Raw genomic sequence first — 14,665 nt, forward strand, 5'->3', positions numbered from 1 at the left:
TGCCTATAAGCCGCTTCTAGCCTGAAAAGACCCTCAATGCGCGACCCGACCCGGTGATCTCCCACCCTGGCCGGTTTTTTGCGCAGCTAGAAAGTGGAAAAGCCGATGCCGAAGCGCCAAGATATCAAATCGATCCTCATCATCGGCGCGGGTCCGATCGTCATCGGCCAGGCATGCGAATTCGACTATTCCGGTACCCAGGCCTGCAAGGCGCTGAAGGAGGAAGGCTACCGCGTCATCCTCGTCAATTCCAATCCGGCAACGATCATGACCGACCCGGGTCTCGCCGACGCCACCTACGTCGAGCCGATCACCCCCGAAGTCGTCGCCAAGATCATCGCCAAGGAACGCCCGGACGCCCTGCTGCCGACCATGGGCGGCCAGACGGCGCTCAACACCGCGCTCTCCCTGAAGCGCATGGGCGTTCTCGACCGCTACAATGTCGAGATGATCGGCGCCAAGCCGGCCGCCATCGACAAGGCTGAAGACCGCGCCCTTTTCCGCGAAGCGATGGAGAAGATCGGCCTCGAAACCCCGCGCTCGATGCTGGCAAACGCCACCGACATCAAGGATGCCGACCGCAAGACGCATGAAGCCGAGCGCGCCAAGCTGCGCGAGAGCCTTTCCGGCCCCGATCTCGACAAGGCGCTCGACGAGCTGGAAAACCACTGGAACCTCGGCGAGACCGACCGCAAGCAGCGCTACATCAGCCACGCCATGGCGATTGCCGCCCAGGCGATCGACGTCGTCGGCCTGCCCGCCATCATCCGCCCGTCCTTTACCATGGGCGGCACCGGCGGCGGCATTGCCTACAACCGCTCGGAATTCTTCGAAATCATCGGCGGCGGCCTCGATGCCTCGCCGACCACCGAAGTGCTGATCGAGGAATCGGTTCTCGGCTGGAAGGAATATGAAATGGAAGTCGTCCGCGACAAGGCGGACAACTGCATCATCATCTGCTCGATCGAAAACATCGACCCGATGGGCGTCCACACCGGCGATTCGATCACCGTCGCCCCGGCGCTGACGCTGACCGACAAAGAATACCAGATGATGCGCAACGCCTCGATCGCGGTTCTCCGCGAGATCGGCGTCGAGACCGGCGGCTCGAACGTCCAGTTCGCCGTCAACCCGAAGGACGGACGCCTCGTCGTCATCGAAATGAACCCGCGCGTTTCGCGCTCGTCGGCGCTGGCTTCCAAGGCCACCGGCTTCCCGATCGCCAAGGTCGCCGCCAAGCTCGCCGTCGGCTACACGCTCGACGAACTCGACAACGACATCACCGGCGGTGCGACGCCGGCCTCGTTCGAACCGTCGATCGACTACGTCGTCACCAAGATCCCGCGCTTTGCCTTCGAAAAGTTCCCGGGCGCCTCGCCGATCCTGACGACGGCGATGAAGTCCGTCGGTGAAGTCATGGCGATCGGCCGCACCTTCGCAGAATCGCTGCAGAAGGCGCTACGCGGTCTCGAAACCGGCCTGACCGGCCTCGACGAAATCGAGATCCCCGGCGTTGAAGAAGGCGAATCGAGCCAGAACGCCGTGCGCGCCGCGATCGGCACTCCGACGCCCGACCGCCTGCGCATGGTCGCCCAGGCGCTGCGCCAGGGCATGAGCCCGGAAGACGTCCACGAAGGCTGCAAGATCGACCCGTGGTTCATCGCCCAGTTCAAGGCGATCGTCGACACCGAAGCCCGTATCCGCGAGCACGGCCTGCCGCAGGATGCCGCAAACCTGCGCAGCCTGAAGGCCATGGGCTTCTCCGACGCCCGCCTCGCAACGCTATCAGGCAAGCGCCCGAAGGAAGTTGCCGAGCTGCGCAACAGCCTGAATGTCCGCCCGGTCTTCAAGCGCATCGACACCTGCGCCGCCGAATTCGCCTCGCCGACCGCCTACATGTATTCGAGCTACGAAACGCCCTTCGTCGGCGCCGCGCGCTCCGAAGCCGAAGTCTCCGACCGCAAGAAGGTCGTCATTCTCGGCGGCGGTCCGAACCGTATCGGCCAGGGCATCGAGTTCGATTACTGCTGCTGCCATGCCGCGTTTGCTCTGCGCGACGCCGGCTATGAAGCGATCATGATCAACTGCAACCCGGAAACCGTGTCGACCGACTACGACACCTCCGATCGCCTCTACTTCGAGCCGCTGACAGCAGAAGACGTCATCGAGATCCTGCGCGCTGAGCAGGAAAAGGGCGAAGTCGTCGGCGTCATCGTCCAGTTCGGCGGCCAGACCCCGCTGAAGCTCGCCGAAGCGCTCGAAAAGAACGGCATCCCGATCCTCGGCACCGCGCCTGATATGATCGACCTTGCCGAAGACCGCGACCGCTTCCAGAAGCTGCTGATGAAGCTCGATCTCAACCAGCCGAACAACGGCATCGCCTACTCAGTCGAGCAGGCTCGCCTGGTCGCCACCGAAATCGGCTTCCCGCTGGTCGTCCGCCCGTCCTATGTTCTCGGCGGCCGCGCGATGCAGATCATCCACGCCGAAAGCCAGCTGCAGACCTACCTGCTGGATACGGTGCCGGAACTGGTGCCTGAAGACATCAAGCAGCGCTACCCGAACGACAAGACCGGCCAGATCAATACCCTGCTCGGCAAGAACCCGCTGCTCTTCGACAGCTACCTGTCGAACGCCATCGAAGTCGACGTCGATTGCCTCTCCGACGGCACCGACGCCTATGTCGCGGGCATCATGGAGCATATCGAGGAAGCCGGCATCCACTCCGGCGACTCTGCCTGCTCGCTGCCGCCACGCACGCTGTCGGCGGAAATGCTCGACGAGCTCGAGCGTCAGGCAAAGGCGATGGCCAAGGCGCTCAACGTCGTCGGCCTGATGAACGTGCAGTTCGCCATCAAGGACGGCACCGTCTACGTGCTCGAAGTCAACCCGCGCGCCTCGCGCACGGTGCCCTTCGTCGCCAAGACCATCGGCGCGCCAATCGCCAAGATCGCCGCCCGCGCCATGGCCGGCGAAAAGCTGGATGCGACCTTCGCCGCCTACGGCGAAAAGCCGGATCCGCGCAACCTTAAGCACATCGCCGTCAAGGAAGCCGTCTTCCCCTTCGCCCGCTTCCCGGGCGTCGATACGCTTCTCGGCCCGGAAATGCGCTCGACCGGCGAAGTCATCGGCCTCGACACTGATTTCGCGCTGGCCTTCGCCAAGTCGCAGCTCGGCGCCAGTGTCGAACTGCCGCGTGACGGCACGGTCTTCGTCTCGGTGCGCGATGCCGACAAGCAGCGCGTCCTGCCGGCGATCCGCATCCTGGTCGGTGAAGGCTTCAAGGTTCTGGCAACCGGCGGAACCGCCCGCTTCCTCGGCGAAAACGGCATCGAGGCGACGAAGATCAACAAGGTTCTTGAAGGACGTCCGCATATCGAGGACGCCATCCGCAACCGCCAGGTCCAGCTCGTCATCAACACGACCGACGGCAACAAGGCGATCTCGGATTCGAAGTCGCTTCGCCGCGCCACGCTGATGCAGAAGGTGCCCTACTACACGACGATGGCCGGCGCCGAAGCCGCCGCCCTCGCCATCAAGGCGCTCCGCGCCGGCAACCTCGAAGTCCGCCCGCTGCAGAGCTATTTCGCATAAGCATCACGGCCCGAAATTCTTAACGGGCTTTCTGCTATTCCTCGCCGCAGATAACATTGCGGCGGGGGAGCGCGCATGAGAAGCATAGCCATCCGGATCGTCAAAATCCTCGCCGGCGTCGCCGGTGCGCTGATCGGCGTGGCACTTCTTGTCTTCGCCGGCTTCTACGCCGCCTCGATCTGGCGCGAGAGCCTGCCGCCGGGCCGCAATGGCCAGGCCGGGCAATATCTTCAGGCCGATGGCCTCGACCTCCACTACAAGCAATGGGGACCACAGAGCGGTCCGGCGATCCTGTTAATCCCGGGCGCCATGGCATGGTCCGAAACCTGGGCGCCGATCGCCGAGCGGCTAGGCGCCAGTGGCTTCCGCGTCATCGCCCCCGACCTGCCGCCCTTCGGCTATTCCGAACGCCCCGCTTCCGGCGATTATTCGCGGCAGGCGCAGGCACGCCGCATCCTGGCCTTTGCCGATGCCGCAGGCCTCCAGCAATTCGTGCTGCTCGGCCATTCCTTCGGCGGCGGCGCGACGATGGAGACGGCGCTGATCGCGCCGGATCGCATTTCCGGTCTCGTTCTCCTGGATGTCGCCCTCGGCCTTGGCCGCCCGCCATCCAAACCGCCGCTGGCACCGCTCTTTGCCGCCCCCGGACTGCGGGAAGCGATCATGGCTGCGACCTTCACCAATCCGCTGATGATCGGTAAGGGGCTGCGCGATTTCGTGGCCGATGACGATGCCGTCGCGACGGCGGAACGGATCGAGGTCTACCGCCGCCCGCTCGTCGTCAAAGGCACGAGCCACGCCATTGCCGACTGGTTCGTCACCGGTCTCTTCGGTAACGAGGAAGCCTCCCGCGCCTTCAAGCCGGAGAATTACCAAAGCTTCCAGAAACCGGCCTTGCTGGTCTGGGGCAAGGAAGACAGCGTCACGCCGCTGGCGCAGGGCGAAGAGATCGCCCGCCTGCTGCCGAAGGCGCAACTCTCCGTTCTCGACGGCGTCAATCACATCCCGCAGATCGAGGCGCCGGAAAAGACCGCCAGCCTGATTGCCGCCTTCGTCTCCTCGCTACAGGCACCAGGCAGCAACTAAGGGCGCTTCAGCTCAGCCGAGTTCTTCGGCAAGCCCGATCAGCAGGCCTTCCGGCCCTCTGATATAGCAGAGCTTGTAGACGTCCTGATAGCGAACCACCTCGCCTACGAGCTCCGCACCGCGTGCGCGCAACCGCGTAAGCGTGTCATCGATATCATCGACGGTGAACATGGCGCGCAGATAGCCGAGTGCATTGACGGGCGCATTCCGGTGATCGGCGATCACCGCGGGCCGGATAAAGCGGGAAAGCTCGAGCCGGCTGTGGCCGTCAGGCGTGCGCATCATGGCAATCTCGACATGCTGATCGCCGAGCCCGGTGACCCGCCCCGCCCATTCGCCTTCGATCGTCGCCCGCCCTTCGAGATCGAGCCCGAGTTCGCGAAAGAAATCGATCGCCACATCGAGGTCCTCGACGACGATCCCGATATTGTCCATCCGCTTGAGCGCCATGCTTCCTGTCTCCTGATATGGTTGCAATCGAGAGGATATGCCTCGCCGGCCAGAGGACGTTTCAGATGCCCCTTAGCCGACAGCGGCAGCGACTTTTCCGCCACCCATCGATCGGAGCTACCATTGAATCAAAGATTCAGGCAGCGGAATCATTTTGCGAAATCCGGCGCATAAGCGACTGAATCTCCACCATATCCTGCTGGAACAGCGCCAGCTGCTCAGCCCTATCCCGCTCGTCCGAAAGCCGCAGCAGGTAGGACGGATGCACGGTGACGAAAAGCAGCCGTCCATTGGGCATCCGCATCGCCTGCCCCCTGATGTCGGTCAGCCGGTGCTTCGTCTCGGTCAGCGCCGCCAGCGCCGTCGCCCCCATCGCCACCATGATCTTCGGCTTTATGAGATCGATCTCCAACTTCAGCCACCAGCGGCAATGCTGTACCTCGCCCATATTCGGGCGCTGATGGATGCGCCGCTTGCCGCGCGGCTCGTATTTGAAATGCTTGACGGCATTGGTGACATAGAGGCTCGAACGGTCGATCCCCGCCGCCTCGATGGCCTGATCGAAGACCTTTCCCGCCGGGCCGACAAAGGGACGACCCGCGAGATCCTCCTGATCGCCCGGCTGCTCGCCGACGAAGACGATATCCGCATTCTCCGGCCCCTCGCCGAACACCGTCTGCGTCGCCTTCTCGTGCAGCGGACAGCGGGTGCAGACGGCAGCCTGCTCCCGCAACGCCTCCAGCGTGCCGGCAGGTGCAGGCTCTGGCAGGGGCTGGCTTCTCGCCGCCTGCTGCAGCCGGTCGTGGAAAGGCTGCGGCGTCGTCGCCTGGCGCTTCGCCATCTCGATCACCCGGCTTTCGGCATTGGCGACCAGCCCCGGAATGAGCTCCGCCTCCGGCAGGTTTTTCCAGTATTTCTTCGGCATCTCCGCCTGCATCGCCTTCACCTTCAGCCGCGCCGGGTTGAAGATATTGGCGTAATAGGTCCGCCAGAGCATATCGGCATCATCGGTCAGATCGGGCTTTTCGCAGGGCTCGTGGCTGGTCGTCAGCTTCACCCCGTCCCATCCGGCCGATCCCTTCGGCGTCAGGATGATCCAGTCCATATCGTTGAACCGCCGCTGGAAGAACGAGGCCTTGCGCACGACGATATGATGATCAGGCTCGAACCAGGCGAGAAACTTCCGCCGCCCGTTCATCGAGATACCGCTGCCGACCTCCTTGAAGCGAACGAAGGCGGTCATCTTGTGCGCGTCGCGGCGCACGCTTTTTTCCATCAGCCGCGCCCGCGAAACATCCTCGTCCGAGACGATATCGAGCAGCTTCCTGTCCGATTGCAGCCGCCACAAGAGCGTATAGAGCAGCGTGAAACGAACGGGATCGGTGTGGCAGATGACGGCAGAGGCAAGGTCGATGAAGGCCTGCGGCACGGTTAACTGTGATTTGCCCGATGGCTGCGGCGGCAGAACATCCTCTTCCCAGAACAGCTGCTTGTCGCCGCCCTTCTCCCGCCATTCGATTTCCCCGGGTGCAATGCCGGCGGCGGCGAGCGAGCGGGCGGCATCGCGCCACTCGGTAAAATCACCCCTGCCCTGCAGCGCCACCTTCAGCATCAGAGCAACTGCAGCTGTTCGGGTTTCGGCTCGAACATGGCGCGTAGATCCGGCCGGTCGATCAGCCGCTTCGGCGTCCAGCCCTCCGCCGTCACGAAGGCCTGCACCTTCTTGATCGACACGCCGAGCCGCGACAGATCCTCTATGCGTAGCTTGCGGAACCGGCGGCCGGACAGGATGCCCTTCACCGCCTTGGTTCCGAGGCCAGGCACGCGCAGCAGCAGCTCCTTGGCGGCCCTGTTGATATCGACGGGAAACTGGTCGCGATGGCCGAGTGCCCAGGCGAGCTTAGGATCGAGATCGAGATCCAGCATGCCGCCCTCCTGCGTCGCGGTGATCTCGTCGATACCGAAGCCATAGAAGCGATAGAGCCAGTCTGCCTGGTAGAGCCGGTGCTCGCGCATCAGCGGCGGCTTGATCAGCGGCAGGTTCCGCGACGAATCCGGGATCGGACTGAAGGCGGAATAATAGACGCGCCGCAGCCCGTAGCTGCCGTAGAGCCGCGCGCTGGTGCCGAGGATCGTCGCATCATTGGCGCCATCGGCCCCGACGATCATCTGTGTGCTCTGCCCGGCCGGCACGAAGCGCTTGCGCCGCTTGGTCTGCAGCGTCGGCTCGCCGGCCTCCTCGATCTTCAACCGGAGATCGCCCATCGAGCGGCGGATGCTCGACGGCTTCTTCTCCGGCGCCAGACGGGTGATGCCGTTGTCGGTCGGCAGCTCGATATTGAGCGACAGCCTATCGGCATAAAGCCCCGCCTCCTCGATCAGATGCGCCGACGCCTCGGGGATCGATTTCAGATGGATATAGCCGCGGAAATTATGGGTAACCCGCAGCTCACGCACCACCCGCACCATCTCCTCCATCGTATGGTCGGAGGAGCGGATGATGCCGGAGGATAAAAACAGCCCCTCGATGTAGTTGCGCCGGTAGAATTCCAGTGTCAGCCAGACCACCTCCTCTGGCGTGAAGCGGGCGCGCTCGACATTGCTCGACGAGCGGTTGATGCAGAAAGCACAATCATAGATGCAGAAATTGGTGAGCAGGATTTTCAGCAGCGAGATGCATCGTCCATCCGGCGCATAGGCATGGCAGATGCCGGATCCCTCGGTCGAGCCCAGCCCGCCGCTGGCGCCCGAATCGCGCTTCGTCGTACCGCTGGAAGCGCAGGAAGCATCGTATTTCGCGGCATCCGAAAGGATGGCCAATCGTTCATTCAGCGACTTCTTCATGGATTTGTTCACTATATGTTCTTTTGCTAAAAGTCAATGAAAGCCAGCGGATTTCTGCGCTAGATATCGCAACCATGAGCCGGGTCAGAAGCGCTGATACGAATTTTATGGAAATCGCCGGTAGCGATCTGCTATAAGCGAAGCAACTAGGATTGTTGGCACGGTTCCGAAGTTCTCTTCGGGACCTGTTTTCTTTTGTGTCACTGCCTACCTGTAGCGACACGAAGAATAAAGGACGGGAAAATGGTAGATAAGGTTCCGATGACGCAGGGTGGTTTCGTCAAGCTGCAGGAAGAACTGCGCTGGCGCCAGCAGGAAGAGCGTCCCCGCATCATCGAGGCGATCGCCGAAGCGCGCGCCCATGGCGACCTGTCGGAAAATGCAGAATACCATGCTGCCAAGGAAGCCCAGAGCCTCAACGAAGGCCGCATTGCCGAGCTCGAAGACCTGACGGCGCGCGCCGAAGTCATCGACCTCTCGAAGATGTCCGGCGACAAGATCAAGTTCGGCGCCAAGGTGAAGCTTGTCGACGAGGACACCGAGGAAGAAAAGACCTATCAGATCGTTGGCGACCAGGAAGCCGACGTGAAGGCCGGCCGCATCTCCATCTCCTCCCCGATCGCCCGCGCGCTGATCGGCAAGGAAGTCGGCGAATCCATCGAAGTCAACGCACCCGGTGGCTCCAAGGCCTACGAAATCCTCCAGATTTCCTGGGGCTGATCACCCGTGGCGCCAGACAGCCGCCCTGCCCGCATCGATATCCGTGACGTCGAGATCATCGCGCCGAATTTCAAGCGGCGCCTCTCCGGCGTCACGTCGACGATTATTCAGTTGATTCCCTATCAAGTGAAGCTCGGCGTCAAGATCGCCACATTAGGCCCCGGCCTGCCGGCGCACCTGCCGAGGCTGCGCTGGACGCAGCTTGCTGGCCTGTGGCGCCCCCCGATTGGCCATTCCCATCGTATCTGGCATGCTCGCCGCAACAACGAGATGGCATTCGGGCTCTTCCTAAAACGCGTCCTGCGGATGCGGCTCAAGCTGGTCTTTACGTCGGCGGCCCAACGCCGCCATACCGGCTATACGCGCTGGCTTATCCGCCAGATGGATCATGTGATCGCCACCAGCACCCGCTCGGGCTCCTTCCTCGAAGTCGGCCACACCGTCATCCAGCATGGCGTGGATCTGGAACTCTTCCATCCGCCGGAAACTGCAGAAGACACGATCGAAGCCACCGGCCTGCCCGGCAGGTACTTAGTCGGCTGCTTCGGTCGAGTCCGCCACCAAAAGGGCACCGACCTGTTCGTCAAGGCAATGATCGAGCTTCTGCCGAAATACCCGGATTGGACAGCGGTCATCTCCGGCCGCGTGACCCCGGAACATGCTGCATTTGCCGAAGGCCTTAAGTCCGCCATCGCCGCCGCAGGCCTTGTCAATCGTGTCGTCTTTCTTGGCGAAGTTCCCGACATCAAAGTGTGGTACCGCCGCCTTACCTTGTACGTGGCCCCCTCCCGCAACGAAGGATTCGGTCTGACCCCGCTTGAGGCCATGGCATCGCGGACAGCGGTTGTCGCAAGCGACGCTGGCGCTTATGCGGAGATGATCGAAGAAGGCGTCAATGGCAGTGTTGTTGCGGGAGGTGACGGCAATGGTCTAAGAAGAGCTATAGAGCCGTATCTCGGCGACCCCGAGCGCACAATTCTCGTTGGAAACACCGCCTTGGCACATGTCAAGGAAAACTTCGACATCAATCGCGAAGCAAGTGCGCTGAGAGCTATATACTCAAAGCACACTGCCTAGCCAGGCAGTTCCACGTCTATATTATTGTATATCTATGCCGTTTCGATCCAGAAATTCGATCATCGCAAGGTCCTCAACCGTTTTATGTTCGATATTCTCCACAGCCAATATTACCCGACTTCGATAATTCTCCGCCGTTCCTGGAGACGCGGGTCCCCGCGCCAGCTTCTCCTGAAGCTCTTCGTCGGACTTGCTGTAATAGTGGTTTAGCTGCAGATAGCGAGATGAGTAAAAGCTCGCCGATTTTCTGCCACGGCGCGTGTATTGGCGCCCCTCGTCATTTGCCGTATATTCCCCGAATTCGCGTGTCTCAAACCGATGCACGCTGACTTCGGTCACCTCGCAGGGGTCGACGATACACTTGAAGTTGCTTGCGTGTTTGACTTTGCTGAGTGGGTCTTCGCTGCGTATCGTGAAGTTCCGCAATATCGATCCCACGGGCCGGGTCTTGTGACCGCCCCTTCCAAACATATGCCAAGGCAATGAAATGTTCGGGAAACCGCCCGCTCCCACCAGCGCCTGCTCGACAGTCTTGCCCGTTTTTGGCAACAGAAATTCATCGACATCGATGAATGCCATCCAGCGGTAATTGGAACCGAAATTGAGAACGGCATGCGCGAAAGCGAGAACCTGGCCATTCAATTTCTTATGAAGCGCCGAGTCTTCCATCCGCGCGATCCATGGAATCAGTGTCAGTTGATCCGGCGTAAGGAGTGCACGAAGTACATCGCGCGTATCGTCCGAAGAGCCATCGTCATAGATGTGGAAATGCCGGACGCCCACGGCTAGGTGAAACTTTACCCAGTCGGAAATATAGCGCCCCTCGTTCTTGACCGTGGAAACGATTGCCACACCATGTCGATCTACGGCAGCCTTCGGTGGCGTGATCTTCAGAAATTTCGAATATGGCTTGCTGGTGCCGAAGATTCCCACGCTGTTCTCCTTTGATTTGGCGTCCACCTATCGGTGAACGCCAGAATATTCAACCCGCCTCTCCTGCCGCGCCTCTCAAGGCGAAGCTGTCGTTGTACGGCAGCCCGCACTGGTTCAGAGACGAAATCGGCGAAAAATTACAGACCTTGATGCATCGTTCGTCGGCCACTGCAACACCAAGCGCTACGTGGGCGAGAATCCGCTTTTCGGCCGCAGCTATGCCCGAATAGGCAGCATCGGCTGTCGTTTCGTAAAAGCGCGGGCTATTGGCATTGGAAATATCCACGCCGAAAAAGCCGATCGTCCCGACATCGCAGGCAACTGCAAACTGGAACGCCGTAACAGCAACGGAGCCGCCTTGAAACACGCCCCTTTCTGGTGAAAGCGAAAAGCCTGCATCATGGGCAGGTGAAAGTCTGACGAAATCGAGAGCAGCCAGCGCCCCGTCATCCCGACGTGCCCCTTCATACGGCTTTCGCACGTTGTCGATGAGAATAACAATACGATCATGAAACCAACCGGCATCTGCCTGGCAGATGGCGCGGATAGCCGCAACGGACAGAAGACATATGATCGACCTGTCGACAACCTTCAGCATGGGGAAATGACGCCACACGAAGCGCTCGTCTTCGACGGCGATCGCAAGCGGCGCTTTGATCTCCTTACTCGATAAGGACATGGCACCGTTCAAAAGTATTGCCGTGAAATCGGGGATCAAACGCAGATCGTTCAATTTGACGGAAGGACCGGACCCGACGATATGGAGCGCGTCTCCAGCTCTTTCTCGAAGCACGCTCAGTGGCTGAAGTTCACCGCATTTCTGCGACTTGTAAAAAATGCCACCTGGAACTGCCGGCCCGGGCTTTTCCAGCCTTAACCACGGAAACCATTCCTCGTAATGCCCCCGCGCGCGCCCCAGGAAACAGCGCGCAGCCAGTCGCAAGAGGGAGCGGAGCAAGGGACGATTCAATTGCTCCCCTCACACAGCAACGAGACCAAGTTTCTTCACCTGCCTGATCGTCAGCATAGTACGTACGGTATCCACATGCTCGTTAGCCGTCAGGACCTCGATGACAAAATCCTGGAACTTCGTAAGATTTTCGACGACACAATGCAGGAGGAAGTCACTGTCGCCGGACACCATCCAGGCCTGGCGGACGAGAGGCCATTCCGTCGTTGCCGCAGCAAATGCGCGAAGATTGGCTTCCGACTGGTGCTTCAGTCCCACCATGCAGAAGGCAACGAGGTCGAAACCTAGCTTGGGGCTGTTCAACATCGCCTGATAGCCCTCGATAATACCCGCGGTCTCAAGCTTGCGGACGCGTCGCAGGCACGGAGGGGCCGAGACCCCCACGCGATCGGCCAGCTCGACATTGGTTATGCGGCCGTTTCGCTGAAGTTCTCTTAGTATCTTGATATCAATTTCGTCTAACTCGACTCGCAAAAATTCGCCCTCGTTCTCAAAGCACCTTTATGTCACAGCGCGAAGCCACCGCAATAATGTTTCACCGGAAAGACAGATATTTCTCGAACCTTGGAAAAGCCATAGAGACAGAGATTGTTCCTGCAAATGAAATGGGCTAGATGCGGAAAATGACGCATAAACTCGAAAACTGCCGCATAATGTTTTGGCCTCAGCGCCTAGACGATACCGTCGCCAGCTACCGCATCCGGTGCGCTCAGGTGATGCGCGGCCTGAAAAAGGACGGCGTCGAAACGGAAATATACAGCGACACGTTTCGACGCTACTTTGAGTTCATCCCAAGAATACGTCCACCACACATAATTGTCCTGTCGAAAAGAACGAAAATTAGTTCGCTGGAGCGTGTCCTGCGATTGAAAGCGCGGTACGGAACCAAGCTTGTCCTCGACCTCAGCGACAATATTTTCTTCGCGGGCCAAAATGATGGCAACAAGACAAGAATTAAGCGCGCACGCCTGCCCCATCTCGTCAATGGTTTCGATGCGATCGTCACACCGTCCACCTATCTGCGCGACATCCTGGCCAAACACCTGCGGGCGGACATGGCCTTCCACGTAATCCCTGATGCAGTCGAGGAAGAGCCTAGCGACAGAGGAACAAAGGAAGCCAGCCAAAAGTTGGCGAAGCTCAACGAGCAACTGACAAGCGCAAACATCCCCGAAGGACGACGCCTCGTGTGGTACGGCGTCAGCGGCACTCAGGCTGCAAAAAATGGAATGTATGATGTGCAGGCCTATTGCGCGGCGCTCAAAGCCCACAATGATCAGCGGCCTCTATCACTGACGATCATCAGCGACAATGAGCAGCGCTTCAAGGATTTGTTCGCCGAGACCGGATTTCAATGCTTTTACCTTCCGTGGAATCTGCACACGTTTAACCCGGCGTTACGGTTTCACGATATCGCCGTTCTGCCCATCCGAACCAACGAGTACACGCTCGCAAAAAGCGCAAACCGCTTGACCTCTGCCTTTGCCAATGGCCTCGCCGCCTGCGCCAGCTTGATCCCGAGTTACGAGCCCTTTAGCGATGCCGCGGTCTTCGACGACTGGGACGAGGGGTTGGGAACGCTGATGGCAGACCCGAACGAGCGAGCCGTGCGGATTGCCAAAGCAGCAACGGTGATCAGCACTAGCTATACGCTTGCTGCCGTTTGCGACCAGTGGAGCGCGCTCTTCAAGCATCTGCACGAAAAACATTGATCGCGGTCCACGCTTTTTTGAACGCAGCGAGTGAAAGATAGTGCTTTCGCGTACCGGCATCTGCAAGGCGATGCGCCGTTCTTAAATTCCACGGTGCAGTCCCTTATATAAAGTGCGGCAATAGGCAAGAATGTTTCGCCCCTGCGGTGGATTCTTGCACAGCCAAGCGCAATGCCTTGTTGGTAATGCAAGGCTGCCCTTGAATAAAAGCACTGGACGTTCATAAATGTGCGGGGAACGCCAAACGGCCTCATTCGCTCTTTAGCCGCTGCGTCCCGCCAGTCGAAAGGAAATTAAAGACATGTCCGCCCGCCACACGAAGGTGCTCATCATCGGCTCCGGCCCTGCCGGCTATACGGCTGCCGTCTATGCGGCGCGCGCGATGCTGAAGCCGGTGCTGATCGCAGGCATGGAGCAAGGCGGCCAGCTGATGATCACGACCGATGTCGAGAATTATCCGGGCTTTGCCGATCCGATCCAGGGCCCGTGGCTGATGGACCAGATGCTGCAGCAGGCAAAGCATGTCGGCGCCGAAATCGTCAACGACCTCGTCACCGAAGTCGAGATGAACCAGCGCCCCTTCGTGGCACGCACCGATAGCGGCCAGGTGTGGACCGCCGATACGCTGATCATCGCCACCGGCGCCAAGGCGAAGTGGCTCGGCATCGAGAGCGAGCAGCATTTCCAGGGCTTCGGCGTTTCCGCCTGCGCCACCTGCGATGGCTTCTTCTATCGCAACAAGGACGTCATCGTCGTCGGCGGCGGCAACAGCGCCGTCGAGGAAGCACTTTATCTCTCGAATATCGCCAAGTCGGTGACGGTCGTGCACCGCCGCGACAGCTTCCGCTCGGAAAAGATCCTGCAGGAGCGCCTGTTCGCCAAGGAAAACGTCAAGATCCTCTGGAACACCGAGATCGCCGAAATCACCGGCACGCCGGCAAAGCCGCCGATGCCGCCGTCGGTCTCGGGCGTGCGCCTGCGCGACACCCGCACCGGCGCCATCTCCGAAAACACCATCGACGGCGTCTTCGTAGCCATCGGCCATGCGCCGGCCACCGAACTCTTCAAGGGCAAGCTGAAGCTCAAGGACAACGGCTATCTCTGGACCGCTCCCGACTCCACCGCCACAAGCGTAGAGGGCGTCTATGCTGCCGGTGACGTGACGGACGATACCTTCCGCCAGGCGATCACCGCCGCCGGCATGGGATGCATGGCCGCTCTCGAAGCCGAGCGTTATCTGACGGGCCACATGCCCGTCGCCGTGGCCGCGGAGTAAGCA

General features: G+C 60.4%; 12 protein-coding genes. 6 read left to right on the forward strand and 6 right to left on the reverse strand.

What is annotated here, in order from left to right:
* Positions 1 to 105: 105 nt before the first annotated feature.
* Both carB and ACEN84_RS21700 read left to right on the forward strand, forming a co-directional pair.
* Positions 106 to 3,594, forward strand: coding sequence for a carbamoyl-phosphate synthase large subunit (carB, locus tag ACEN84_RS21695; protein ID WP_413709881.1), 3,489 nt, complete (start codon positions 106 to 108; stop codon positions 3,592 to 3,594).
* Between the two features lie 75 nt (positions 3,595 to 3,669).
* Positions 3,670 to 4,680 carry an alpha/beta fold hydrolase gene (locus tag ACEN84_RS21700; protein ID WP_413709882.1) on the forward strand — a complete coding sequence of 337 codons (1,011 nt, stop codon included), beginning with the start codon at positions 3,670 to 3,672 and terminating at the stop codon, positions 4,678 to 4,680.
* 12 nt (positions 4,681 to 4,692) lie between these two features.
* Here ACEN84_RS21700 and ACEN84_RS21705 read toward each other — a convergent pair whose 3' ends face one another.
* From ACEN84_RS21705 to ACEN84_RS21715, 3 genes are all read right to left on the reverse strand, one after another.
* Positions 4,693 to 5,130 (reverse strand): VOC family protein, encoded by a 438-nt coding sequence (locus tag ACEN84_RS21705; protein WP_413709883.1) that lies wholly within the window; start codon positions 5,128 to 5,130, stop codon positions 4,693 to 4,695.
* Between the two features lie 136 nt (positions 5,131 to 5,266).
* A complete protein-coding gene (locus ACEN84_RS21710; RefSeq protein WP_413709884.1) occupies positions 5,267 to 6,742 on the reverse strand; it encodes a UdgX family uracil-DNA binding protein in 1,476 nt (491 codons plus the stop codon).
* The gene (locus tag ACEN84_RS21715) at positions 6,742 to 7,974 is read right to left on the reverse strand and encodes a putative DNA modification/repair radical SAM protein (protein WP_413709885.1); all 1,233 of its coding nucleotides are present in this window, start codon (positions 7,972 to 7,974) and stop codon (positions 6,742 to 6,744) included. The genes ACEN84_RS21710 and ACEN84_RS21715 overlap by 1 nt, the downstream gene beginning before the upstream one ends.
* Before the next feature lie 243 nt (positions 7,975 to 8,217).
* Here ACEN84_RS21715 and greA point away from each other — a divergent pair, with 243 nt between their 5' ends.
* On the forward strand, positions 8,218 to 8,694 hold the full coding sequence (gene greA / locus ACEN84_RS21720; RefSeq protein ID WP_112715701.1) for a transcription elongation factor GreA: 477 nt from the start codon (positions 8,218 to 8,220) through the stop codon (positions 8,692 to 8,694).
* 39 nt (positions 8,695 to 8,733) lie between these two features.
* On the forward strand, positions 8,734 to 9,771 hold the full coding sequence (locus ACEN84_RS21725) for a glycosyltransferase family 4 protein (protein ID WP_413711336.1): 1,038 nt from the start codon (positions 8,734 to 8,736) through the stop codon (positions 9,769 to 9,771).
* A 21-nt stretch (positions 9,772 to 9,792) separates the two neighbouring features.
* Here the strand turns inward: ACEN84_RS21725 and ACEN84_RS21730 are convergent, their stop codons facing one another.
* The 3 genes from ACEN84_RS21730 to ACEN84_RS21740 are packed head-to-tail and all read right to left on the reverse strand — an operon-like array spanning position 9,793 to position 12,148.
* A complete protein-coding gene (locus ACEN84_RS21730) occupies positions 9,793 to 10,698 on the reverse strand; it encodes a glycosyltransferase family 92 protein (RefSeq protein WP_413711337.1) in 906 nt (301 codons plus the stop codon).
* A gap of 55 nt (positions 10,699 to 10,753) precedes the next feature.
* Positions 10,754 to 11,674, reverse strand: a complete 921-nt coding sequence (locus ACEN84_RS21735) for a glycosyl transferase (RefSeq protein ID WP_413709886.1) — start codon at positions 11,672 to 11,674, stop codon at positions 10,754 to 10,756.
* Positions 11,675 to 11,683: 9 nt separating this feature from the next.
* Positions 11,684 to 12,148 (reverse strand): Lrp/AsnC family transcriptional regulator, encoded by a 465-nt coding sequence (locus tag ACEN84_RS21740; protein ID WP_413709887.1) that lies wholly within the window; start codon positions 12,146 to 12,148, stop codon positions 11,684 to 11,686.
* Positions 12,149 to 12,297: 149 nt separating this feature from the next.
* Between ACEN84_RS21740 and ACEN84_RS21745 the strand changes: the two genes are divergently transcribed.
* Complete coding sequence (locus tag ACEN84_RS21745; protein ID WP_413709888.1) at positions 12,298 to 13,386, forward strand: hypothetical protein; 1,089 nt, start codon at positions 12,298 to 12,300, stop codon at positions 13,384 to 13,386.
* 301 nt (positions 13,387 to 13,687) lie between these two features.
* Complete coding sequence (trxB, locus tag ACEN84_RS21750; protein WP_112715711.1) at positions 13,688 to 14,662, forward strand: thioredoxin-disulfide reductase; 975 nt, start codon at positions 13,688 to 13,690, stop codon at positions 14,660 to 14,662.
* The last annotated feature ends 3 nt before the right edge of the window (positions 14,663 to 14,665 follow it).

This window comes from Rhizobium sp. Rhizsp82 (assembly GCF_047325115.1).
Taxonomy (GTDB): Bacteria; Pseudomonadota; Alphaproteobacteria; order Rhizobiales; family Rhizobiaceae; genus Rhizobium.

Excerpts from the sequence above, each read along its gene's own strand:
- ACEN84_RS21700 (WP_413709882.1), top strand. The coding sequence starts at position 3,670 with ATGAGAAGCATAGCCATCCGGATCGTCAAAATCCTCGCCGGCGTCGCC.
- ACEN84_RS21745 (WP_413709888.1), top strand. The coding sequence starts at position 12,298 with ATGACGCATAAACTCGAAAACTGCCGCATAATGTTTTGGCCTCAGCGC.
- ACEN84_RS21705 (WP_413709883.1), bottom strand. The coding sequence starts at position 5,130 with ATGGCGCTCAAGCGGATGGACAATATCGGGATCGTCGTCGAGGACCTC.
- greA (WP_112715701.1), top strand. The coding sequence starts at position 8,218 with ATGGTAGATAAGGTTCCGATGACGCAGGGTGGTTTCGTCAAGCTGCAG.
- ACEN84_RS21710 (WP_413709884.1), bottom strand. The coding sequence starts at position 6,742 with ATGCTGAAGGTGGCGCTGCAGGGCAGGGGTGATTTTACCGAGTGGCGC.
- ACEN84_RS21715 (WP_413709885.1), bottom strand. The coding sequence starts at position 7,974 with ATGAAGAAGTCGCTGAATGAACGATTGGCCATCCTTTCGGATGCCGCG.
- carB (WP_413709881.1), top strand. The coding sequence starts at position 106 with ATGCCGAAGCGCCAAGATATCAAATCGATCCTCATCATCGGCGCGGGT.
- trxB (WP_112715711.1), top strand. The coding sequence starts at position 13,688 with ATGTCCGCCCGCCACACGAAGGTGCTCATCATCGGCTCCGGCCCTGCC.